The sequence below is a fragment of the Streptomyces sp. NBC_01268 genome (assembly GCF_036240795.1).
Classification (GTDB): domain Bacteria; phylum Actinomycetota; class Actinomycetes; order Streptomycetales; family Streptomycetaceae; genus Streptomyces.
Genome location: NZ_CP108454.1, coordinates 2002854 through 2025115, shown reverse-complemented (window position 1 = coordinate 2025115; position 22262 = coordinate 2002854). Strand labels below are relative to the sequence as shown.

Below are 22262 nucleotides of genomic sequence, written 5' to 3'. Positions count from 1 at the left end.
GCCGACACTGGGAGCGTGCGCCCGGCTACAGCGACGGCAGCTGCCGTCACCACAGTGATCGGTGTCGGCGCGGCCGCTGTGGCGGCCGGCCGGTACGCCAGCGACGCCGCCCTCAAGGTGCCGTCCGGACGCCCCCTCCCGGGCGACCCCAGACTGACCGTGCACGCCAGCGGGCCCGGCCGGATCACCCTCACCCGCAGCCTGGCCTCCCTGCGCCCCGGCACCTACGGGATCGAGGCCGCCGGACTGCACGCGGTCGTCGGACCCGTCCTGGACCGGGTCCCGCACACCGCCGACACGGTGGTGCGCCGGCTCGAACGGGTCGAGCTCGGCACCCTCTCCACCGGAGCCCGCGTCCGCTTCACCCCGCAGCTCCACTGCGGCACCCCCGAGACCGCCCTCGGCCTGCCGTACGAGGACGTCGAGATCCCCGGCGAACTCGGCAACCTGCCCGCCTGGCTCGTCCCCGGCGCCCACTCCACCTGGGTGATCGCCCTGCACGGCCTCGGCGCCACCCGCGAGCACGCCCTCAACCTCGTTCCCTTCCTCCACCGCCGGCAGGTCCCCGTCCTCGTCCCCGCCTACCGCGGCGACGAGGGCGCGCCCGCCGCCCCCGACGGCCTCGCCCACCTGGGCGACTCCGAGTGGCGCGACGTCGACGCCGCCCTCCGCTACGCCGTCCGCCGGGGCGCCGGACAGGTCGTCCTGCTCGGCTGGGGCGCGGGCGCCGCGATGGCCCTGCACGCCGCCGCGGGCTCCGGGGTGCGGGACCGGATCCGCGGCCTGGTCCTCGACTCCCCGGTCCTCGACTGGGAGGCCACCCTGCGCAACCTCGCCGCCGCCCGCGGGGTGCCCGGCCCCCTCGTCCCGCTCGCCGTCCGCGCCGCCCAGGGCAGGACCGGTCTGCACGGCGACCGGCTCGCGGAGGCCGCCGACCCCTCCGGGCTGCGGGTGCCGACCCTCGTCTTCCACGGACCCGACGACACGATCGCCCCCTGGGACCGCTCGCAGCGGCTGGCCGCCCTCCGCCCCGACCTGGTCACCCTCACCACGGTCGGCAACGCCCCGCACGCGGCCATGTGGAACGCGGACCCGACCCGCTACGAGGAGGCGCTGCGGCGCTTCATGACGCCGCTCGTCTAGGAGCTGCACGGGGACCCGCCCCGGGGGCCCCTCCGCACGCGCGTCAAGCGAGCAGCGGGCTCCGGCCCCGTGGCCGCCGACGCCCCGAAGCGGGGACCAATGCAGCGGCGTTGCGGATTCCGATTGGGCTTTCGGGCCGTCAGCGGGAAGACTGCCCCCGTGACGTCTCGAAAGCCCGATGAACCATTGGCGCGCAACTCCAGACTCCGACTCGTCCGTCCGCGGGCCCTCGCCACCGCGCGGCGGGCCGTGACGACCCGGCGCACCCGCCCGGCGCCGCGACCGCCCGAGGGGACACCGCCCCGCGCGGTACTGGCCGGCCAGGCCCGTGCCGTGCTGGCCGACGCCGTACGCATCGCCCGCTGGGCCGCGGTGGACCGCAACGCCGAGACGGCGCCCCCGGACGTCGTCGACGGGGAACGGGCCGCCGCCGCGCTGGATCTGACGCCCGCCCAGGTCCGGGCCGGCTGGGACCGCGCCCGGCTCGCCGGACTCGTCGAACTGCACGGCGACACCGCCCGCCCCGGCTGGCGGCTGCACGCCTGGGACCGCGACGACTCCGCCGTGCTGCGCGGCTGGGTCGCCCTCTTCGACGCCTGGTCGCTGGTGCACCCGGTGCCCGAGGCGGTCGCGCCCGGCGCCGTCGCCGAGGTCGTCGAGGCCGTCCCGCAGGTCCTCTCGCTGCTCCAGCTCTCCGCCGGGCCCGTCCCGGTATCGACCCTGCTCGACCTGCTCGGGCAGCGCGTCGAGGAGCTGCGCGAGGAGCGCTGCGAGGTCCCGGCCCCCGGCACCGCCGTCGAGACCGCCCCCGCCGCCGAGGGGCTGCCCGCGCTGCTCGACTGGGCCCTGGAGGGACTGGCCGCCGTCGGCGCCCTGACCCTGGGCACCGGTCAGGCCACCCTGACCCCGCTCGGGAACTGGGCGGTCTGGGTCAAGCTGGAGCAGATCTGCGTCGCCGCGCAGAGCCCCGCCGGCAACATCGAGCAGTCCGCCGAGGACATGCTGCGCGGCTGCGCCCGCCTCACCCCGGGCCCGGCCCGCGACGAGTACCGCGCCTGGCTCGCCGCCCGCACCCTCTCCAGCGCCGTCGGCGAGCTCCTCGCCGTGGCCCGTGGCGAGGACGCCCTGCTGCGCGGCCTCGCCTTCGAGGCGCTGCGCGTGGTCGGCGGCCCGGCCGAGCCCGAGGTCCGCGCCGTCCTCGGCGAGCCCTCGCTGCGCCCGTACGCGCTGCTGTGGCTCGCCGAGTACGAGGGCGCCGACCCCGACGACGCCCCCGAGGTGCTCACCCGGGAGGAGGCGACCTGGCTCTGGGTGGACACCGCCGCCGCCGTCGCCGACCACGGCGAGAGCACCCTGCTCGTACGGCACCTGGACTCGGCCGTGCAGGGCACCGTCCCGGCCCTGCTCGACGCGGTCCGGGCCGTCGGCCACCCCCGCACCGTGCAGGTCCTGGTCGCGCTCGCCGCGGCGCACCCCGACCCGGCCCTGGCGAAGGCGGTCCGCCGGGCCGCCTTCCAGGTCCACACGGGCGGCGCCTGACCTCCCCGCGGCCCGTCCGGCCGGTCCGCCGGTCGGGCCGTCGGGCGAGTCGCAGGGCGGACGGGCTGCCGTCCGGCCGGTCCGCCGGGCGGCGGCGGCCGGGCAGAGGGGCCGCCGGCCGCTATCCGGCCGCGGCGCCGGGGGCGTACGTCCCGAAGCTCCAGACGTTGCCCTCGGCGTCCAGGGCCATGTAGTCCCGGGAGCCGTAGTCCTGGTCCGTGGGCGGCATCGCGATCTCGACGCCGTGGGCCACGGCCCGGGCGTGGTGCTCGTCCACGTCCGCGACGCGCACGTACACCCCCGTCGGGCCGCCGCGGGCCATCAGCTTGTCGAACTCGCTGCCCGTGCCCGTGCTGCCGAGCATCACCATCCCGTTCCCGTGCGCGAGCTCGGCGTGCATCACGCGCCCGTCCTCGCCCTCGTACACCGCGGTCGCCGTGAAGCCGAACGCCTCGGTGAGCAGCGTGATGGCGGCCTTCGCGTCCTCGTACCGCAGTGTCGGACAGATGTCGGGTGCCTCAGCCATCCCGATCACTTCCTCTCCGGTGATCCATGTGACCTGGATCTCAGTCTGGCAGCCGCCGCTGACACATCGCCGGAGGCCGCCGCCTCACCGGAAGGTGTTGCACCGCGCCATGTCGCCCGTGCTGTAGCCGGTGGAGAACCACTGCTGCCGCTGCGCCGCCGAGCCGTGCGTCCAGCTCTCCGGCGTCACCCGCTCCTGGAAGCGCTCCTGGATCCGGTCGTCGCCGACCGCCGCCGCCGCGTCCAGGCCGTCGCGGATGTCCTCCTCGGTCAGCCGGGTGAGCAGCGGCCGGCCGGTCCTGTCGTCGGGGGTGGTCGTCGCGTGCCGCGCCCAGACGCCCGCGTAGCAGTCGGCCTGGAGCTCCACCCGCACCGCGTTGGAGTTCGCCCCGGTCCGCCCGTCCTGGGCCCTGGCCAGCGTGCCCATGAGGTTCTGGATGTGGTGCCCGTACTCGTGCGCCACCACGTACGCCTGCGCGAAGGGTCCGCCGGTCGAGCCGAACGTGGTGCGCAGCTCGTCGAAGAAGCCGAGGTCCAGGTAGACCCGGCGGTCGCCAGGGCAGTAGAACGGGCCGACGGCCGAGGTGGCCGTGCCGCAGGCGGTGGGCACCTGCTGGGTGAACATCACGGTCGTGGCCGGCACGTACTGTCCGCCGCGCCGGGCGTACTCGGCCCGCCAGTAGTCCTGCACGCTGTTGACGACCGCCACGATCCGGCAGTCCTCGCGGGTGTTCGCGTCCGAGCCCTTCTTGCAGGTCTGGCTCACCTGGGTCGCGGAGGAGGCCGTCGCGGCCGGTTCGTCGCCGCCCGAGGACAGGCCCAGCTGTTCGGGGCCCACGCCGAAGAGCAGGCCCAGGATCAGCGCGATGACGCCGGCGATCCCGCCGCCGATGGTGGCCTTGCCGCCCGGTACCCGGCTGCCCCGGACGTCCTTGACCTCCGAGGTGTCCAGATCGGCGTCGTCGTCGAACTGCATGCCCACCGCCCTCCGCTTCTCAGCCGAGTATCGAGGCTTCCGTCATGCGACACCCCTTTTGTGAAGCATGTGAGGTATGTCGCACGGCCGAAAATCAGTTGCAAAGGCCCGTTAGACTGACCGCATGGTCTGTCTCCTCTGGGTGCATTAGCGGCGTCGAAGCCCGCATCAGCCGTCCTTCCGCCCTTACCACCGCCCAGGAGTCTGTCCGTGATCACCGCTTCCGGAATCGAGCTGCGCGCCGGCGCCCGCGTCCTCATCGAGTCCGCTTCCTTCCGAGTCGCCAAGGGCGACCGCATCGGCCTCGTCGGCCGCAACGGGGCGGGCAAGACCACCCTCACCAAGTGCCTCGCGGGCGAGGGCCAGCCGGCCGGCGGCACGATCACCCGCTCCGGCGAGGTCGGCTACCTGCCGCAGGACCCGCGCACCGGTGACCTCGACGTGCTGGCCCGCGACCGCATCCTGTCGGCCCGTGGCCTCGACACCCTGATCCGCAAGATGCGGCAGAACGAGGAGCGCATCGCCACCGGCGCCGGCGCCACCCGCGACAAGGCGATGCGGCAGTACGAGCGCCAGGAGACCGAGTTCCTCACCAAGGGCGGGTACGCGGCCGAGGCCGAGGCCTCCACCATCGCCGCCGCGCTCGGTCTGCCCGACCGTGTCCTCGGCCAGCCGCTGCACACCCTCTCCGGCGGTCAGCGCCGCCGGATCGAGCTGGCCCGGATCCTCTTCTCCGACGCGGACACCCTGCTCCTCGACGAGCCGACCAACCACCTCGACGCCGACTCGATCGTCTGGCTGCGCGACTACCTGAAGACCTACCGCGGCGGCTTCATCGTGATCTCCCACGACGTCGACCTGGTCGAGACCGTCGTCAACAAGGTCTTCTACCTGGACGCCAACCGCTCCGTGATCGACGTCTACAACATGGGCTGGAAGCTCTACCAGCAGCAGCGCGAGGCCGACGAGAAGCGCCGCAAGCGCGAGCGCCAGAACGCCGAGAAGAAGGCCGCCGCGCTCAACTCGCAGGCCGACAAGATGCGCGCCAAGGCCACCAAGACGGTCGCCGCGCAGAACATGGCCAAGCGCGCCGAGCGCCTGCTGTCGGGCCTGGAGGCCGTCCGCGTCTCCGACAAGGTCGCCAAGCTGCGCTTCCCGGACCCCGCGCCCTGCGGCAAGACCCCGCTCACCGCGGAGGGCCTGTCCAAGTCGTACGGCTCGCTCGAAATCTTCACCGATGTGGACCTGGCCATCGACAAGGGCTCCCGCGTCGTCATCCTCGGCCTCAACGGCGCGGGCAAGACGACCCTGCTGCGCCTCCTCGGCGGGGTCGAGCAGCCCGACACCGGCGAGGTCACCCCGGGCCACGGCCTGAAGCTGGGCTACTACGCGCAGGAGCACGAGACCCTCGACCCCGAGCGCAGCGTCCTGGAGAACATGCGCTCCGCCTCACCCGACCTCGACCTGGTCGAGGTGCGCAAGGTGCTCGGTTCCTTCCTGTTCTCCGGCGACGACGTCGACAAGCCCGCCGGGGTGCTCTCCGGCGGCGAGAAGACCCGGCTCGCGCTCGCGACCCTGGTCGTCTCCTCGGCCAACGTGCTGCTCCTGGACGAGCCCACCAACAACCTCGACCCGGCCAGCCGCGAGGAGATCCTCGGCGCGCTGCGCACGTACAAGGGCGCGGTCGTGCTCGTCACCCACGACGAGGGCGCGGTCGAGGCGCTGGACCCGGAGCGGATCATCCTGCTCCCGGACGGTGTCGAGGACCTGTGGGGCCCGGACTACGCGGACCTGGTCGCCCTGGCCTGACCGGCGCGGACCGGTCCGGCCCGGAGTGATCATGCCGGGCTGGATCATTCGGCTCATGGGTGATCCTTCATCTGAGTGAGAGCGTCTCGTACCCCCGGCGCGGGCCCTGCGGAATCCTTCCGCCAGGGCCCGCGCCGTACTGGTGTTCCCGCCGTGTCGCTGACCTGGCACTTCCCTCGCGGGGCGGCCCCGGGGCCGCCTCCGGAGGCGGCGGAACGATCCATTCCGTTCGTGTCGTTCCCTTCCGCCCGGGTCAAGCCGATGGCACGGACCTTGTCGAATGGGTGGCCAGGAACTCCGGAAGGGGTGATCATGAGAAGTCCAGAGCGCACTTCCCATGAGGAGGCACGGGTGGCCGAGACTCTGAAGAAGGGCAGCCGGGTGACCGGCGCCGCGCGCGACAAGCTCGCGGCAGACCTGAAGAAGAAGTACGACTCCGGTGCGAGCATCCGGGCGCTGGCCGAGGAAACCGGCCGCTCCTACGGATTCGTCCACCGGATGCTCAGCGAGTCCGGAGTCACGCTGCGGGGACGCGGCGGAGCGACGCGGGGCAAGAAGGCGGCCTCGGCCTGACACAGGGGTGGTTCCGCCGGTCCACCGGGTCTCCCGGTGGGCACCCGGTCGTCCATGCGGTCGACCGAGTGGTTACTGTGCAGTCACTTAGCAACGGCTGACGTGCTGCACCGGAACCGGAGGCGCCCCCCATGACTACGCTCGACGACTCTGAGCTCGTATTCGACAAGGACGGTGTACGGCTCACCGTCGAGGACGCCGTTGCCACGGTGACCCTGACCAACCCGGCGAAGCGCAACGCTCAGTCTCCCGCTCTGTGGCGGGCGTTGACGGAGGCCGGCCGGTCACTCCCGGGCAGCGTGCGGGTCGTGGTCCTGCGCGGTGAGGGCAAGTCCTTCTCCGCGGGCCTCGACCGGCAGGCGTTCACGCCCGAGGGCTTCGACGGAGAGCCTTCCTTCCTGGAGATGGCGCGCGGGTCCGAGGAGGACCTCGACGCGCTCATCGCCGAGTACCAGGAGGCGTTCACCTGGTGGCGCCGCAGCGACATCGTGTCGATCGCGGCCGTCCAGGGGCACGCCATCGGCGCCGGCTTCCAGCTCGCGCTCGCCTGCGACCTGCGGGTCGTCGCCGACGACGTGCAGTTCGCCATGCGCGAGACCAGCCTGGGCCTGGTCCCGGACCTCACCGGTACGCACCCCCTCGTCTCCCTCGTGGGCTACGCCCGCGCGCTGGAGATCTGCGCCACCGGCCGGTTCGTCCACGCCGAGGAGGCCGAGCGCGCCGGCCTGGCCAACATCGCCGTGCCCGTCGCCGAACTCGACGCCGCGGTACGGGACCTCAGCGCCGCGCTGCTCGCCGCGCCGCGCTCCGCCGTCATCGAGACCAAGGCGCTGCTCCAGGGCGCCTCGGGCCGTTCGTACGAGGAGCAGCGCACCGCCGAGCGCGCCGCCCAGGCCCGCCGGCTGCGCGACCTCGCGGGCCTCGGCGACTGACCTTCCTTCCCGGGGCCGCGCCCCTTCCGGCTCTCAGCGCAGCTCCGACACCACCACCGTGACCGTCGCCGCCTCCGGGGCGGCGGCGGTCACGGCCGTGCGGACGGCGCGGGCCACGTGCAGGGCGCGCCGGCCCGCGGTCACCGCCAGTTCGATGCGCAGATCCCCGGCCGCGCGCCGGACCGGGCCCCCGTAGGTGTCCGTGAGGGCGGCCACGCCGTCCACGGCCAGCGCCGACAGTGCCGCCGGGTCCTCGGGGACGGGCGGCGAGGTTCGTCCGGGAGGCGGAGCGGGGGTCACCGGATCGGGGGGCGCGTCGAGCAGATCGGTCACCCGCAGGTCCACCTCCGCCACCACCAGTCCGAAGGCCTCCTCGGCCGCCGCGAGCAGTGCCGTCCGCAGCCGCCCGGCCAGCTCGGGCAGCGGCCGCCCCGCGACCGCCGCGAACTCCAGGGTGATCCCCAGTTCCCCGGGCGGGAGCCCGCCCGGGGGCACCGGGAACGGTGTCCCGGCCGCCGCCACGGCGAGCCGGAACCTCGGCGGCTCCGGTGCCGTGTCCCGTACCGCCCGTGCCGCGTCGGTGAGCACCTCCCGCACCGCGCGCTCCGCGATCCACGCCCCGTCCACCGGCGCGCCGAGCGGCAGCAGCCGGTCCGTCGCGCGCCCCATCTCCACCGTCGTCATGACCCCAGCCTGCCGCATTCCCGGCGCGAGACCGGGCAAGCGCCCTTAGTGTGAGCAAATAAGGCAAAAGCCTCACGGAAGGATGGCTGGTGATGGCTGACAGCATGCATTCCGACCAGAGCCCGGTGATCAAGCGTGGCGGCGGCGACCCCGCCTCCCGGGGGCGGACCACGATCGCCGACGGGGTCGTCGAGAAGATCGCCGGACTCGCCGCCCGCGACGTCGTCGGCGTCCACGCCATGGGCAGCGGACTCTCCCGCACCCTCGGCGCCGTCCGGGACCGCGTCCCCGGCGGGGGCGGCGGCAAGTCCGGCGTCACCCGGGGCGTGAAGGCCGAGGTCGGCGAGGTGCAGACCGCCCTCGACCTGGAGATCGTCGTCGACTACGGCGTCTCGATCTCCGACGTGGCCGGCGCCGTCCGCGAGAACGTCATCGCCGCCGTCGAGCGCATGACCGGCCTCGAAGTCGTCGAGGTCAACATCGCCGTCAGCGACGTGAAGCTGCCGGACGAAGAGGACGAGGAGCCGGAGTCGCGGCTCCAGTAGCCGACGGACGACGGCACGACGACGAAAGGGCTCAGCATGAGCATGGCGGTGGTCGGCCTGGTGGCCGGCATGGCGCTCGGCTTCGCCGGGTACTTCGGCGGCTTCGGGGCGTTCCTCCTGGTCGCCGCGCTGGGGGCGATCGGCTTCATCGCGGGTCGCTTCCTCGACGGGGACCTGGAGTTCGGCGACCTCTTCCGGGGCCGCGAGCACGGCGACCGGCGGAGGTGACCGGGGGTGGCAGCGGACCTGGCCCGGGACCGGGTGGGGGCGGCCACCCGGGGCGCGACCACGGTCGCCGACCGCGTCGTCGCGAAGATCGCCGCCCAGGCGGCCCGTGAGGCGCTCGACCGCATCCCCAAGGGCGGCTCCAAGCCGCACGCCTCGGTGGTCGTGCACCGGGAGAGCGCCCGGGTCTCGGTGAGCCTCGAACTCCCCTACCCCTCCGACATCGGGCGCCAGTGCGGCGCCGTCCGGGGCCGGGTCCGCCACCGGGTGGAGGAACTCGCCGGCCTGGAGGTCCACGAGGTCGCCGTCCACGTCGAGAAGCTGCACTCCGCGCACACCGCGCACGAGAAGGCCCGGGAGCGCCTGCGATGAGCACCGGACCCGCGCCCGGACCCGCCCCGGACCCCGACCCCGACCGCATGCCCGATCCCGGCTCCGGCTCCGACCGCATGCCCGATCCCGGCTCCGGCTCCGACCGCGCGCCCGGCCCCGGCCCCGGCCCCGGCCCCGGCTCCGACCGCGGCTCCGACCGCGCGCCCCGCCCCGGCCCCGACGCCGTGCCCGTGCTCACGGACCCGGCCCGGGAAGGCGACGCCGACACCGCCGCCCCGCAGCCACCGGGCCGCCGCTTCTGGGCCGTGCGGCGCATCCCCGCCGCCGTCCTCGCCGCCGTCCTGCTCGGCGCCTCCGGACTGCTCCTGTACGACGTGGCGGCCGTACGCGCCGAGCACAGCGCCATGGCCTGGCGCCGCTCCCTCGCCGACGGCCTCGCCACCCGACCCCTCGACGACATCTGGGTGCTCGTCGGCGCGGGCGTCGCCGTGGCCCTCGGCCTCTGGCTGCTGCTGCTCGCCCTCACCCCCGGCCTGCGCGACATCCTGCCGATGCGCCGCGAACACCCGGACCTCCGCGCCGGACTCGACCGCGAGGCCGCCGCGCTCGCCCTGCGCGACCGGGCCATGGAGGTGTCCGGCGTGCAGTCCGTGCGGGTCAAGGTGGGCCGGGCCAAGGCGGCCGTACGGGCCGTCTCGCACTTCCGCGCGCTCGACGAGGTCCGTTCCGACCTGGAGAGCGTCCTCACCACCGGCATCGACGAGCTCGGGCTCGCCCGTCCGCCGGCCCTGACGGTACGGGTGGCCAGGCCGCCCAGGAAGGGGTGACGGCATGACCGTCGTGCTCCGGCGCGTCAATCGGATCGTGCTCGCCCTCACGGGACTGCTGCTCGTGGCCGGCGGCGGCGCCGTGCTCGCGGCCGGCCTCGACCTGCCCGTGCCGTCCTGGTGGCCCTGGTCGGGCCCCGACGACGTGCTGCTCAGCCGGTCCGAGCGGCAGCACTGGCGCGCCGAGAGCTGGTGGTGGCCGCTGGTCATCGCGCTGCTCGGGCTCGCCGTGCTGCTCGCCCTGTGGTGGCTGATCGCCCAGTTCCGGCGGGCCCGGCTCGCCGAGGTGCTCGTCGACAGCGGCGACGGCGAGGAGGCCGTGCTGCGCGGCCGGACCCTGGAAGCGGTCCTGGAGGCCGACGCGGCGGCCCAGGAGGGCGTCGCCCGGGCCCGGGTCTCGCTCACCGGCCGCCGCGCCGCCCCCCGTACCCGCGTCGCGCTCCTCCTGGAGCCGTACGCCGCCCCGGCCGAGGCGCTGACCACCCTCGCCGCCGAGGCCCTGGGCAACGCCCGCACCTCGGCCGGACTGCCCAACCTGCCGACCGAGGCCCGGCTGCGGGCGGTCAAGCACCGCGCCCGCCGGGTGAACTGACCGGACCTCAGAAGCCGCTGCGCGCCCCGCCGTCCACCGGGAGCATCACGCCCGTCAGGTACGAGGCGGCGGGGGAGAGCAGGAACGCGGCCGTGCGGCCGAACTCCTCCGGGGTGCCGTAGCGGCGCAGCGGGATCCGCGACTCGTTCGCCGCGCGGGCCGCGTCGGCGTCGCCGGACAGCGCGTCGAGCGAGCGGACCCGGTCGGTGTCGATGCGGCTCGGCAGCAGCCCGATCACCCGGATGCCGCGCGGGCCCAGGTCGTTGGCGAGCGACTTGGCGAAACCGGCCAGGCCCGGACGCAGCCCGTTGGAGATGGTCAGGCCCGGGATCGGCTCGTGCACCGAGCCGGACAGCACGAAGCCGATGACCCCGCCCTCGGGCAGCACCTCCGCCGCCGCGCGGGCGAGCCGCACCGCGCCCAGGAAGACCGCGTCGAAGGCGGCCGCCCACTGCTCGTCCGTGTTCTCCGCGGCGAAGCCGGGCGCCGGGCCGCCGACGCTGATCAGCACGCCGTCCACGCCGCCGAACCGCGCCCGCGCCTGCGCGAACAGCCGCTCCGGGGTCGCCGCGTCGGCGTTGTCGGCGGCGACGCCCTCCGCGCCCGGGCCGAGCTCGGCCGCCGCCGCGGCGACCGAGCCCTCCTCGCGCCCGGTCAGCAGCACCTTCGCGCCCTCGGCGAGCAGCGCCTCGGCCGAGGCCCGGCCGAGCCCTCGCGTCGCGCCGGTCACCACGTACACACGGTCCTTCAGCCCAAGATCCATGCGCCTATCCTGCCGTCTCCTGCGCGGCCAGCGCGAGGGCCGTGCCCACCAGGCCGATGTGGCTGAAGGCCTGCGGGAAGTTCCCCAGCTGCCGGCCCGTCGCCGGGTCGTACTCCTCGGCCAGCAGCCCCACGTCGCTGCACAGCCCGATCAGCCGCTCGAACAGCTCGCGCGCCTCCTCGGTCCGCCCGGTCAGCCGCAGCGCGTCCGCCAGCCAGAAGGAGCAGACGAGGAAGGTGCCCTCCTCGCCCGGCAGCCCGTCCACCGGGGCGCCCTCCGTCGAGTAGCGGCGCACGAAGCCGCCCTGCGTCAGCTCCGCCCGGACCGCGTCGACCGTCCCCCGCACCCGCGGATCGTCCGGCGGCAGGAAGCCGACCTGGGGGATCAGCAGCGTCGCCGCGTCCAGCTCGCGCGAGCCGTACGCCTGCGTGAACGTGTTGCGCACCGGGTCGTACCCCTTGGCGCACACCTCCGCGTGGATCTCGTCCCGCATCGCCCGCCAGCGCGCCGGGTCCCCCGGCAGCGACGGCTCGGCCTCCAGGGTGCGCACCGCCCGGTCGGCCGCCACCCAGGCCATCACCTTGGAGTGCACGAAGTGGCGGCGCGGGCCGCGCACCTCCCACAGCCCCTCGTCGGGCTCCCGCCAGGTCGACTCCAGGAAGCCGAGCAGGCTCAGCTGGAGGTTCCAGGCGTGCCGCTCGGCGGGGATCCCGGCCTCGCGGGCGCGGCTGAGCGAGTCCATCACCTCGCCGTACACGTCGAGCTGTAACTGGTCCACGGCCGCGTTCCCGATCCGCACCGGCGCCGAGTCGGCGTAGCCGCGCAGCCACGGCAGGATCGTCTCGGGCAGCCGCCGCTCGCCGGCCGGCCCGTACATGATCTGCAGGTCGGCCGGATCGCCGGCCACCGCCCGCAGCAGCCAGTCGCGCCAGGCCGCCGCCTCCTCCACGTACCCGGTGGAGAGCAGCGCGCCGAGCGTGAGGGAGGAGTCGCGCAGCCAGCAGGCCCGGTAGTCCCAGTTGCGCACCCCGCCGAGCTCCTCGGGCAGCGAGGTGGTCGCGGCGGCGACGATGCCGCCGGTCGGGGCGTAGGTGAGCGCCTTCAGGGTGATCAGCGAGCGCACCACGGTGTCCCGGTAGGGGCCCTCGTAGGTGCAGCGGGCCGCCCACTCCTTCCAGTCCGCGAGCGTGTGATCCAGCGCCTCGAAGGGGTCGACGAGGTCGGGGCGCGGCTCGTGGGAGGGGTGCCAGGTGAGGACGAAGGCCACCTCCTCGCCCGCGCCGACGGTGAACGACGAGCAGGTCGCGAACTGCTGCCCCCAGGTCTTCACGGGCGGCTCGCTGCGCAGCCACACGGAGTCGGGCCCGGCGACCGCGACACGATGGCCCTCGGCCCGGCGCACCCACGGCACGATCGAGCCGTAGTCGAAGCGCAGCCGCAGCACCGCGCTCATCTCCACGCTCCCGCTCACGCCCCGCACGATCCGCATCACGTCGGGGGCCTTGTCGCGCTGCGGCATGAAGTCGACGACGTCGACCGTGCCCGTACGGGTCTCCCAGCGGGTCTCCAGGACCAGGGTGTCCTCGACGTAGCGGCGGCTGGTGCAGAGGGTGGCGCCCTTGGGCGCGATCCGCCAGTGCCCGTTGTCCTCGTCGCCGAGGAGCGCGGCGAAGCACGCGGCCGAGTCGAAGCGCGGCAGACACAGCCAGTCGACCGATCCGTCGCGGCCGACGAGCGCGGCGGTCTGGAGATCGCCGATGAGGGCGTAGGCGTCGATACGTTGCGTCACGCTCTGGGCTGTTCCCGGAAGCGGTGGACGTCAATCAGTTCAGGCGCGGGCCCCGGCCGGCTCGGGCGTTGTGTCCGTCACTCCGGCGCCCTCGGCCGCCGCCTGCCGGTCGCGCTTCTCGCGCCGTACCAGGATCACCCAGCCGACCGGTACGCCGGCCGTGAAGAGCCACCACTGGACGGCGTACGCCATGTGCGCGCCGATCGAGTCGTGGTCGGGCTCGGGGATCGCCTCGGGCGAGCCGTCGGCGGGCTCGGGCGCGGTCTGCTCGATGTACCCGCCGAGCACCGTGCGGCCGAGCAGGGCGGCCTGCTGCTCGCTGTTGATCAGCATGACCTGACGGTCGGGCAGGCCCTTGAGGTCCTTGATGCCGCTGGCGCCGGTCGTCTCGTCGGCCTTGAGCCGTCCGGTGACCGTGACCTCGCCGCGCGGGGCGGGCGGCACCGCGGGGAAGGAGTGCTGGTCGTCGGCGGCGGGCACCCAGCCGCGGTTGACCATGACCACCTTGCCGTCCTTGAGGACCAGCGGGGTCAGGACGTGCACGCCGACCCGGTCGTCGGCCGAGGTGCGCCGGCGCACGACGACCTCGTGGGCGGTGTCGAAGGTCCCGGTGGCGGTCACCTGGCGCCAGTAGTCGGCGCGCGGGACGGTGTGCCCCGGGGAGGTCAGCTCCTCGACGGGGAGGGACCGGGCCCGCAGGTTGTCCGCGATCAGCGCGTTCTGGGCGACCCGGCGCTCGTGCCGGTGGAACTGCCAGAAGCCCAGCTCGATCATCACGGGGATGAGGACGAGGGCGACGAGGGTGAGGATCACCCACTGCCGGGACAACAGGAAGCGGTACACCCCATGACGGTACAACTCGACGCATGGGGTGCCCGCAGGGGGGTTGCCAGATCGTTTCCTCACCGGTGCGCGAAAGGCCGCGCGCGCTCACACCTTGTCGACGATCCCCGCCTTCCCCTCCGCGCGGGCGCAGTGCGCGCCGCAGTACCAGTTGCCCTCGACCTCGACCCCCTGGCCGATGATCTGGACCCGGCAGTGTTCGCAGATGGGCGCCATGCGGTGGATGGCGCAGGAGAAGCAGTCGAAGACGTGCACCGCGCCCTGCGCGTGCACCTCGAAGGACATCCCGTAATCGTTTCCGCAGACCTCACAACGTGCCATGCGCCACAGGGTGGGCCCGACGGCGGGCGACGGCCGGGCGGCGCGCCCGGCCCGCCCCGGCCCGTCACTCGTCTGCCGGGGTCACGTCCCGCAGCAGCTGGGTGTACGCGGCCTCGTCGACGACCGGCGTGCCGAACGCCTTGGCCTTCACGGTCTTGGAGGTCGCCGAGTCGGGGTCGTTGGTCACGAGGAGGCTGGTGACCCGGGAGACGCTGGTCGCCACGTGCAGTCCCGCCTCGACCGTACGGTCCTCCAGGAGCTCGCGGTCGATGGAGGTGTCGCCCGAGAAGGCCACCCGCATGCCCTGCTTGAGCGGTTTGTCGGATTCGTAACGTCCCGGGTTCGGGTGCGGGCACGCCGGCCGCTTCCGCGAGGGCCGCCAGCTGTTCCCCCGGTAGGAGGCCTGGTACCCGATCCGCGGCTGGGCCGGGGCCGAGGCCCACTCGGTCAGCGGCCGGCACTCCAGCAGGGGCAGCCGCACGTTCCGCTCGGCGGCGGCGTGCAGGCTGGGGCGGAACGCCTCCGCGAGCACCCGGGCGTCGTCCAGCGCGTTGTGCGCCCGCTGCTGGACCACGCCGAAGTGCGCGGCGAGCGACTCCAGCTTGTGGTTGGGCAGCGGCAGCGACAGCTCCTTGGAGAGCGCGATGGTGCACAGTCGCTGCCGCACCGGCGCCGTCCGCTCGGCCCGCGCGTACTCGCGCGCGATCATCTGCCAGTCGAACATCGCGTTGTGCGCGACGAGCACCCGGCCGTCGAGCCGGGCCGAGAACTCCTCGGCGACCTCCGGGAAGAGCGGCGCGCCCGCCAGCAGGTCGCTGGTCAGCCCGTGGATCCACACCGGGCCGGGGTCCCGCTCGGGATTGACGAGCGTGTACCAGTGGTCCTCGACGTTCCCCTGGGCGTCCAGCCGGTAGACGGCGGCCGAGACGATCCGGTCGTCGCGGGCGAGGCCGGTGGTCTCCACGTCGACGACCGCGTACCCCTGTGGGTAGGCGGTCGGCCACGGCGCTGCTGTCGTACGGTCGTCGAGCATGGTCACTGAGAATACGGGCCGCCAGTGACACTCCCGCTCCCGGTGCCCCTTCGGTGGCCGGAACCGGTCACCGCGTTGACGCCTCGGAACCGGTGTGCGTGCCGCCGTGGTCGCGGTCGCGGGCGCCGGCCTCCCCGCCCAGCAAGCCCGCCACCAGCGCCCGTACCGCCGTGGTGAAGAGGCGTTCGGTGTCGACGGGGGCGGCCAGGGCGCGGGCCAGGGCCGGGTCCTCGTCGACGGGGGAGGCGGCCGTGGGGGAGGCGGTGCCCGCTGTCGTGGTGCCGGCGGTGGTCGTGGTGGTGGTGCCGGTCGTGGTGCCGGTCGACCACAGTTCGGTCTCGGCCGGGGACTGGGCCGGGGAGCGTTCGCGGTTGCGTTCCACCAGGACGTGGCCGACCACCTGGAACTGCACCGCCCGCACCAGTTCGGCCGCCCGTGCGCCGCGCAGGCCGGCCGCGTGGGCCTCGTGGATCAGGGCGCGCTGCGCGGGCAGGAACATCTGCTCCGTCAGGCCGCGTTCGTGGACCATCGCCACCAGGTGCGGGCGGTCCCGCAGTGCGCGGCGCAGCAGCCGGGCCACCGAGACGATCCGCTCGGCGGGATCCGCGCCGTGCGGGCGCAGCGTGCCGAGGTCGGCGACCGTGCGCTCGACGAGCGCGTCGAGCAACGACTCGCGGTTGCCGACGTGCCAGTAGATCGAGGTCACCGCGGTGCCGAGTTCCGCGGCGAGCCGGCGCATGGTGAGGGCCGTCGGGCCGTGCTCCTTCACCAGGGCTGCGGCGGTGTCCAGTACCTGATCGCGGCTCAATGCGGTGCGTGCCATCGGATCCCCCAACTCCTTTGCGTGCACGGCTCTTTACCCTTCCGGGCCATCGGTGTAACTGTGTTACAGGCCGATACGTTCCCGAAAGGCGGTACGTCATGGCACGAGTACGGTACGGGGCGCGCACCGAGGCGGAGATCGCCGCGACCCGCGAGAAGAGCGCGGGGCTCCCCGACATCTGGTCCACCGGAGTGGTCGCCGTCTGGGAGACCGACCCCGACGTCGTGGCGGCCGTCCTGCCGCCCCCGCTCAAGCCCACCGCGCGCCCGCTGGTGCGCGCCAACATCAGCAAGGTCGACCTGCCCGGCTACCCCCTCGGCGCCGGGTCCGTCGCCGTCGCCGCCGCCCACGGCGACCAGGAGGGCTGGTACCCGCTGGTCATGCCGATGACCCACGAGCGCGCCCTGACCGGCGGGCGGGAGGTCTTCGGCGAGCCGAAGAAGCTGGGAGAGGTCCTCGTCGAGCGTGACGGGCTCACGGTCCGGGCCTCGCTCGCCCGGCACGGCATCGCCTTCGTCGAGGTGCGCGGCGCCGTCTCCGGCGCCCTCCCGCTGCCCGAGCCCGTCGAGAAGACCGACTTCTACTTCAAGTTCCTGCCGTCCGTGGACGGCGCGGGCACCGGCTTCGACACCGACCCCGTCCTCGTCCACTGCGTCCGCAACGAGAAGGTGCGGCGGCTGGAGCGGGTCACCGGCGACATCGTGCTGCGCGAGTCGATGTACGACCCGGTCGCCGACCTCCCGGTGCGCCGGCTCGTCGAGATCACCATCGGCGAGAAGACCACCGACCAGAAGGGGCGGGTCGTCGAACGGGTCAGCGCCCAGGCGCTGCTGCCCTACGTCCACCAGCGGTACGACGACCCGCAGCAGATCCTCGACGCGCCGCCCGAGGGCTCCGTGGAAGGACGTGCCTGATGGAGCTGCGACAGGGACAGGTCGCCGTCGTCACCGGCGCGGCCGGCGGCATCGGCCTCGCCATGGCCCGCCGCTTCGCCGCCGAGGGCCTCGCCGTCGTCCTCGGCGACGTCGAGGAGGCCCCGCTGGCCAAGGCCGCCGAGGAGCTGATGGCGGACGGGGCGCAGATCCTCGCCCGTACCGTCGACGTCAGCGAACCCGACTCCGTGCGCGCCTTCGCCGACGCCGTGTACGACACCTTCGGCGCCGTCCACGTGCTGTGCAACAACGCGGGCGTCGGATCCGGCGCCGAGGGCCGCATGTGGGAGCACGAGCCCAACGACTGGAAGTGGGCCTTCGCCGTCAACGTGTGGGGCGTGTTCCACGGCATCCAGGCCTTCCTCCCGCGCATGCTCGCGGGCGGCGAGCCCGGCCACGTCGTCAACACCTCCTCCGGCGACGGCGGCATCGCCCCGCTGCCGACGGCCTCCGTCTACGCCGTCACCAAGTCGGCCGTCGTCACCATGACCGAGTCCCTCTACGCGCACCTGAAGGCGGAACGCGCCCCGGTCGGCGCCTCCGTCCTGTTCCCCGGCCCGCACATGCTCCGCACCGGGCTGTGGGAGTCGCACCGCAACCGGCCCGACCGGTTCGCCAAGGAGCGCCCCCGCCGGACGCCGTACCGCAGCCTCGACCAGTGGGAGTCGGCCATGAAGGAGGCCGGGCACGAGATCGCGTTCACCCCGGTCGAGGAGGTCGCCGAGCACGTCGTGGACGGCATCCGGGCCGACCGCTTCTGGATGCTCCCGGCGAGCGAGCACAGCGACCGGCAGATCAGGGCGCGCTCGCAGTCGATGCTCGACCGCGCCAACCCGTCGTACCTGGAGAGCTTCATCCTCGACTGAGGGGCCGTGATGACCGCTTCGAACGATCCGAACGACCCGTACCTGATCATCTCCTCCGACTGTCACGCCGGCCTTCCCACCGAGGAGTACCGGCCCTATCTCGACTCCCGCTTCCACCGCGCCTTCGACGACTTCCTCGCCGGGCGCGAGGCCCGGCGCGAGGCCATGACCCGGCTCGGGGTGCGCAACGAGGCCTTCGCCGACAAGTGGTTCCGCGACAACGAGGAAGGGCTGCGGGGCGGCTGGGACTCCGCCCAGCGGCTCAAGGAGCTCGACGGCGACGGGGTGGCCGCCGAGGTCGTCTTCCCCGACGCGGACGCCGTCGACAGCCAGACCGCCGCGCCCTTCGGCGTCGGGCTCGGGCTCTCCGGCGACCAGGACCCGGAGCTCGGCATGGCGGGCGCCCGGGCGCACAACCGCTGGCTCGCCGACTTCGTCTCCCGCAACCCCGAGCGCCACTGCGGGGTCGCGCTGCTGCCCGTCACCGCCGACCCGGCCGAGGTCGTCGCCGAGATCCACCGGGCCAAGGAGTCCGGGCTCGGCGCGCTGATGATCCCCTCCATGTGGGTGGACAAGGCGCCCTACCACGACCGGCGTTACGACCCGGTGTGGGCGGCGGCCGCGGAGACCGGGATGCCGGTGCTGACCCACTCGGGCGCGGCGCCGCGCGAGGAGTACGGCGACCACCTCGGCATCTACGTCTCCGAGGTCACGTTCTGGCCGGCCCGGCCGCTGTGGTTCCTGCTCTGGTCCGGCGTCTTCGAGCGGCACCCGGGACTGCGGTTCGGCGTCGCCGAGTCCGGCTGCTGGTGGCTGCCGAACCTGCTGTGGTTCATGGACCGGCTCTACCTGGGCGCGCACGGCGGAAAGAAACTGTCCCCCTTCGCCGAGTTGAAGAGGCCGCCCAGCGAGTACCTGGACCGCCAGGTGTTCATCTGCGCCACCAACACCAAGCGGCGCGAGCTCGCGCAGCGGTACGAGATCGGCGTCGACAACATCCTGTGGGGCTCCGACTTCCCGCACCCGGAGGGCACCTGGCCCGACACGCGGGCGTGGCTGCGGAGGACCTTCCACGACATCCCGGTGACGGAGACCCGGCGGATGCTCGGTCTCGCGGCGGCCGAGGTCTTCGGATTCGACGTCCGGAAGCTGGATCCGATCGCCCGGCGCATCGGCCCCACCCCCGCCGACCTCGGCCAGCCCGCCGACCAGGCCGCGGTGGAGGCGTCCTGGGCGCGCTCCAGGGAGGTCGGCCGGCACTGGCTGACGGAGCACGACTTCCCGGTCCTGGGGGTGACGCCGTGACCTCCGACGCCGTGCCCTCCGACGCCGGGACCGCCGGTCCCGACCGCTACACGGTCATCTCCGCCGACTGCCACGCCGGCGCCGACCTCCTCGACTACCGGCCGTACCTGGAGAAGAGGCACCACGAGGACTTCGACGCCTGGGCGGCGACCTACGTCAACCCGTACGAGGACCTGCTCGCCGACAGCGCCGACCGCAACTGGAACTCGCAGCGCCGGCTGCGCGAGCTGGAGGCGGACGGGATCGTCGCCGAGGTCGTCTTCCCCAACACCATCCCGCCGTTCTTCCCCAAGGCCTCCCTGATGGCCCAGCCGCCCACGCGGAGCGAGTACGAGCAGCGCTGGGCCGGGCTCCAGGCGCACAACCGCTGGCTCGCCGACTTCTGCGCGGACGCTCCCGGGCGGCGCGCGGGGGTGGCGCAGATCCTGCTCAACGACGTGGACGCGGCGGTCGCGGAGATCCGCCGCACCCGCGAGGCGGGGCTGACCGGCGGCATCCTGCTGCCCGGTGTGCCGCCGGGATCGCCCGTGCCCGAGCTGTACGCGGAGGCGTACGACCCGATCTGGGCGGTCTGCGCCGAACTGGACGTCCCCGTCAACCACCACGGCGGCTCCGCGTCGCCGCCCCTGGGGGACGAGCCGGCCGCGCGGGCGGTGTTCATGGTGGAGACGACCTGGTTCTCGCACCGCGCGCTGTGGCACCTGATCTTCGGCGGGGCGTTCCGGCGCCACCCGGACCTGAAGCTGGTCCTCACGGAACAGGGCTCGGGCTGGATCCCGGGAGTGCTGCGGATGCTGGACTACTACCACGACCGGCTGGTGGCGGCGTCGACGAAGGCCTCGACGGCCGAGTCGAAGTTCGGCGCGGGCCTGGCGGCGTCCATGGGCAAGGGTCCGAGCGCGGTCTGGCGGGACAACTGCTTCGTCGGCGCCAGCTTCATGCGTCCCCACGAGGTGCCGCTGCGCGACCGGATCGGCCTCGACAAGATCATGTGGGGCAGCGACTACCCGCACGACGAGGGCACCACCCCCTACTCCCGGGAGGGGCTGCGGATCGCGTACGCGGGCCTGCCGCGGGAGGAGGTCGCCGCGATGGCCGGCGGCAACGCGGCCCGGGTCTACGGCTTCGACCTCGACCGCCTCGACGCCCTGGCCGCCGTCCACGGCCCGACCGTCGAGGAGATCGCCGAGCCGCTGAAGGAGGTGCCGGCGGGGGCCACCAGCCCCGCGTTCGCGCTGGGCGGGTCGGTCCGCGTCTGGTGAGCCGCCGGGTGCGACCCTCCTGACGTGACCGAAACCCCCGCACACGGCGAGGCCCACGGCGGTGGCCTCGGCTCCCGTCTCAACTGGCTCCGGGCCGCCGTGCTCGGAGCCAACGACGGAGTCGTCTCCACCGCGGGCCTCGTCGTCGGCGTGGCGGGCGCCTCCGACTCCCAGTCCGCCCTGCTCACGGCCGGTCTCTCCGGCCTCCTCGCCGGCTCGATGTCGATGGCGGCGGGGGAGTACGTCTCGGTCTCCACCCAGCGCGACTCCGAGAGGGCAGCCCTCGCCCAGGAGCGCCGCGAACTGCGCGAGCAGCCCGAGGCCGAACTCGCCGAACTCACCGGGCTCCTCACCGCCCGCGGCCTCTCCGCGGACGTCGCCCGCGAGGCCGCCGAACAGCTCACCGCCCGCGACGCCCTGCGCGCCCACGCCCGCGTGGAACTGGGCATCGACCCCGACGCCCTCACCAACCCCTGGCACGCCGCCGGCGCCAGCTTCCTCGCCTTCACGGTGGGCGCCCTCCTCCCCCTCCTCGCGATCGTCCTGCCCCCCGCCTCCACCCGCCTCTGGATCACCGTCCTCTCCGTCCTCGCCGCCCTCGCCCTCACCGGCTGGTGGAGCGCCCGCCTCGGCTCCGCCCCACCCACCCGAGCCATCCTCCGCAACGTGGGCGGCGGTGCCCTGGCGATGGCGGTCACCTACGCGGCGGGGTCACTGCTGGGGGCGACCGGGGTGTGACCGGGGTGTGACCGACGCGGGCCGACTCGTGGGAGGGGAGGCCTTGTGAGAACCGGCCAAACCCTGCTGACAACTCGTCTCGCATCCTTGTCGGTCATCACGTCTAGCCGTCGCCCACCCCCGGCCCTACCGTCGTCGGCATGTCCCACCTGCTCGATCTGCCGCACCCCGACGAGGACACCGAGACGGGAGTCCGCCCTCCGCGGCGGGTCCGGCGCGTGCTGCCGGACGCCTTCCTCATCGCCTTCCTCGTCGCCGTCCTCGTCGACCTCGGGTCCCTGCTCGTCGGCGTGGAGGCCGGGCACCAGGCCGCCAAGCCCCTGCTCATGCCCCTGCTCGCCGGGTACGCGGTCAGCCGGCGGGCGCCGCGGTCGCTCGTCGCCGGGCTGCTGTTCGGCTGGGGCGGGGACGTGTTCCTGCTCTTCGACGCCGACGGGGCCTTCCTCGTCGGGATGGGGTCCTTCGCCGTCGGGCACGTCTGCTACCTCGTGCTCTTCGGGCGGCGGCGGACGAGTCCCGTGCTGGGGGTCGCGTACGGCGTCGCCCTGCTCGGCATGGTGACGGCGCTGTGGCCCGGCCTCCCGGACGGCCTGCGGGTTCCCGTCGCCGGGTACTCGATCCTGCTGACGGCGATGGCCTACCGGTCCAGCTCCCTCGGCCTGCTCGCCGGTGCCGGCGGGGCGCTCTTCCTGCTCTCCGACGGCCTCATCGCCACCGGCGTGGCCGGCTGGCCCCAGCTGCCGGCGCCTGACTTCTGGGTCATGCTGACCTACGTCGCGGCGCAGTGGCTCCTGACCGAGGGAACGCTCCGGGCAACGTACGGTGACCGTCGTACTAAAGCCGCTGTCAGCGATGTACGGTGAACGTCGTACAAACGCCTGAGC

At 73.8% G+C, this 22262-nt stretch carries 25 protein-coding genes; 16 read left to right on the top strand and 9 right to left on the bottom strand.

Going from position 1 to position 22262, the window contains the following annotated elements; translation table 11 throughout:
• Positions 1-15: 15 nt before the first annotated feature.
• The gene (locus OG309_RS08805) at positions 16-1143 is read left to right on the top strand and encodes an alpha/beta hydrolase (protein ID WP_329419531.1); all 1128 of its coding nucleotides are present in this window, start codon (positions 16-18) and stop codon (positions 1141-1143) included.
• Positions 1144-1302: 159 nt separating this feature from the next.
• On the top strand, positions 1303-2682 hold the full coding sequence (locus tag OG309_RS08800; RefSeq protein WP_443067550.1) for a hypothetical protein: 1380 nt from the start codon (positions 1303-1305) through the stop codon (positions 2680-2682).
• 121 nt (positions 2683-2803) lie between these two features.
• On the opposite strand, the gene OG309_RS08795 is transcribed toward OG309_RS08800, so the two are convergent.
• Complete coding sequence (locus OG309_RS08795; RefSeq protein WP_329419530.1) at positions 2804-3208, bottom strand: VOC family protein; 405 nt, start codon at positions 3206-3208, stop codon at positions 2804-2806.
• Positions 3209-3292: 84 nt separating this feature from the next.
• Complete coding sequence (gene ypfJ, locus OG309_RS08790; protein WP_329419528.1) at positions 3293-4183, bottom strand: KPN_02809 family neutral zinc metallopeptidase; 891 nt, start codon at positions 4181-4183, stop codon at positions 3293-3295.
• Positions 4184-4393: 210 nt separating this feature from the next.
• Between ypfJ and OG309_RS08785 the strand changes: the two genes are divergently transcribed.
• The 3 genes from OG309_RS08785 (at position 4394) to OG309_RS08775 (ending at position 7497) form a co-directional block, all read left to right on the top strand.
• Positions 4394-5992, top strand: a complete 1599-nt coding sequence (locus tag OG309_RS08785; protein WP_329419526.1) for an ABC-F family ATP-binding cassette domain-containing protein — start codon at positions 4394-4396, stop codon at positions 5990-5992.
• 351 nt (positions 5993-6343) lie between these two features.
• Positions 6344-6565 carry a helix-turn-helix domain-containing protein gene (locus tag OG309_RS08780; protein WP_006123601.1) on the top strand — a complete coding sequence of 74 codons (222 nt, stop codon included), beginning with the start codon at positions 6344-6346 and terminating at the stop codon, positions 6563-6565.
• 131 nt (positions 6566-6696) lie between these two features.
• Entirely contained in the window at positions 6697-7497 is an 801-nt protein-coding gene (locus OG309_RS08775; RefSeq protein WP_329419525.1) for an enoyl-CoA hydratase/isomerase family protein, read from the top strand.
• A gap of 33 nt (positions 7498-7530) precedes the next feature.
• On the opposite strand, the gene OG309_RS08770 is transcribed toward OG309_RS08775, so the two are convergent.
• A complete protein-coding gene (locus OG309_RS08770; RefSeq protein WP_329419523.1) occupies positions 7531-8181 on the bottom strand; it encodes a hypothetical protein in 651 nt (216 codons plus the stop codon).
• A 92-nt stretch (positions 8182-8273) separates the two neighbouring features.
• Here OG309_RS08770 and OG309_RS08765 point away from each other — a divergent pair, with 92 nt between their 5' ends.
• From OG309_RS08765 to amaP, 5 genes are read left to right on the top strand one after another with little or no spacing between them, the layout of a single operon-like run.
• Positions 8274-8726, top strand: coding sequence for an Asp23/Gls24 family envelope stress response protein (locus OG309_RS08765; protein WP_329419522.1), 453 nt, complete (start codon positions 8274-8276; stop codon positions 8724-8726).
• 36 nt (positions 8727-8762) lie between these two features.
• Positions 8763-8954 (top strand): hypothetical protein, encoded by a 192-nt coding sequence (locus OG309_RS08760; protein WP_329419520.1) that lies wholly within the window; start codon positions 8763-8765, stop codon positions 8952-8954.
• Between the two features lie 6 nt (positions 8955-8960).
• Positions 8961-9323 carry an Asp23/Gls24 family envelope stress response protein gene (locus OG309_RS08755; protein ID WP_329419518.1) on the top strand — a complete coding sequence of 121 codons (363 nt, stop codon included), beginning with the start codon at positions 8961-8963 and terminating at the stop codon, positions 9321-9323.
• Positions 9320-10111 carry a DUF6286 domain-containing protein gene (locus tag OG309_RS08750; RefSeq protein ID WP_443067549.1) on the top strand — a complete coding sequence of 264 codons (792 nt, stop codon included), beginning with the start codon at positions 9320-9322 and terminating at the stop codon, positions 10109-10111. The genes OG309_RS08755 and OG309_RS08750 overlap by 4 nt, the downstream gene beginning before the upstream one ends.
• Before the next feature lie 4 nt (positions 10112-10115).
• The gene (amaP, locus tag OG309_RS08745) at positions 10116-10703 is read left to right on the top strand and encodes an alkaline shock response membrane anchor protein AmaP (protein WP_329419517.1); all 588 of its coding nucleotides are present in this window, start codon (positions 10116-10118) and stop codon (positions 10701-10703) included.
• A 7-nt stretch (positions 10704-10710) separates the two neighbouring features.
• Here amaP and OG309_RS08740 read toward each other — a convergent pair whose 3' ends face one another.
• From OG309_RS08740 to OG309_RS08715, 6 genes are all read right to left on the bottom strand, one after another.
• Positions 10711-11466 (bottom strand): SDR family oxidoreductase, encoded by a 756-nt coding sequence (locus tag OG309_RS08740; protein ID WP_329419516.1) that lies wholly within the window; start codon positions 11464-11466, stop codon positions 10711-10713.
• 4 nt (positions 11467-11470) lie between these two features.
• Positions 11471-13255 carry a glycoside hydrolase family 15 protein gene (locus OG309_RS08735; RefSeq protein ID WP_329419515.1) on the bottom strand — a complete coding sequence of 595 codons (1785 nt, stop codon included), beginning with the start codon at positions 13253-13255 and terminating at the stop codon, positions 11471-11473.
• 39 nt (positions 13256-13294) lie between these two features.
• Positions 13295-14098 carry an SURF1 family cytochrome oxidase biogenesis protein gene (locus OG309_RS08730; RefSeq protein WP_329419514.1) on the bottom strand — a complete coding sequence of 268 codons (804 nt, stop codon included), beginning with the start codon at positions 14096-14098 and terminating at the stop codon, positions 13295-13297.
• Positions 14099-14185: 87 nt separating this feature from the next.
• Positions 14186-14419, bottom strand: coding sequence for a hypothetical protein (locus tag OG309_RS08725; RefSeq protein ID WP_329419513.1), 234 nt, complete (start codon positions 14417-14419; stop codon positions 14186-14188).
• 64 nt (positions 14420-14483) lie between these two features.
• A complete protein-coding gene (locus OG309_RS08720; protein ID WP_329419512.1) occupies positions 14484-15458 on the bottom strand; it encodes a DEDDh family exonuclease in 975 nt (324 codons plus the stop codon).
• Positions 15459-15519: 61 nt separating this feature from the next.
• On the bottom strand, positions 15520-16275 hold the full coding sequence (locus tag OG309_RS08715; RefSeq protein WP_329419510.1) for a TetR/AcrR family transcriptional regulator: 756 nt from the start codon (positions 16273-16275) through the stop codon (positions 15520-15522).
• 98 nt (positions 16276-16373) lie between these two features.
• Here OG309_RS08715 and OG309_RS08710 point away from each other — a divergent pair, with 98 nt between their 5' ends.
• The 6 genes from OG309_RS08710 (at position 16374) to OG309_RS08685 (ending at position 22241) form a co-directional block, all read left to right on the top strand.
• Positions 16374-17189, top strand: a complete 816-nt coding sequence (locus tag OG309_RS08710) for an acetoacetate decarboxylase family protein (protein ID WP_329419509.1) — start codon at positions 16374-16376, stop codon at positions 17187-17189.
• Positions 17189-18073: an SDR family NAD(P)-dependent oxidoreductase gene (locus OG309_RS08705; RefSeq protein ID WP_329419507.1), complete on the top strand. Its 885-nt coding sequence runs from the start codon at positions 17189-17191 to the stop codon at positions 18071-18073. Before OG309_RS08710 ends, OG309_RS08705 begins: the two co-directional genes overlap by 1 nt.
• A 9-nt stretch (positions 18074-18082) precedes the next feature.
• Entirely contained in the window at positions 18083-19378 is a 1296-nt protein-coding gene (locus tag OG309_RS08700) for an amidohydrolase family protein (protein ID WP_329419505.1), read from the top strand.
• A complete protein-coding gene (locus tag OG309_RS08695) occupies positions 19375-20640 on the top strand; it encodes an amidohydrolase family protein (protein ID WP_329419503.1) in 1266 nt (421 codons plus the stop codon). Before OG309_RS08700 ends, OG309_RS08695 begins: the two co-directional genes overlap by 4 nt.
• Positions 20641-20664: 24 nt before the next feature.
• Positions 20665-21378 carry a VIT1/CCC1 transporter family protein gene (locus tag OG309_RS08690; RefSeq protein WP_329419502.1) on the top strand — a complete coding sequence of 238 codons (714 nt, stop codon included), beginning with the start codon at positions 20665-20667 and terminating at the stop codon, positions 21376-21378.
• A gap of 140 nt (positions 21379-21518) precedes the next feature.
• Positions 21519-22241: a lysoplasmalogenase gene (locus OG309_RS08685; RefSeq protein ID WP_329419500.1), complete on the top strand. Its 723-nt coding sequence runs from the start codon at positions 21519-21521 to the stop codon at positions 22239-22241.
• The last annotated feature ends 21 nt before the right edge of the window (positions 22242-22262 follow it).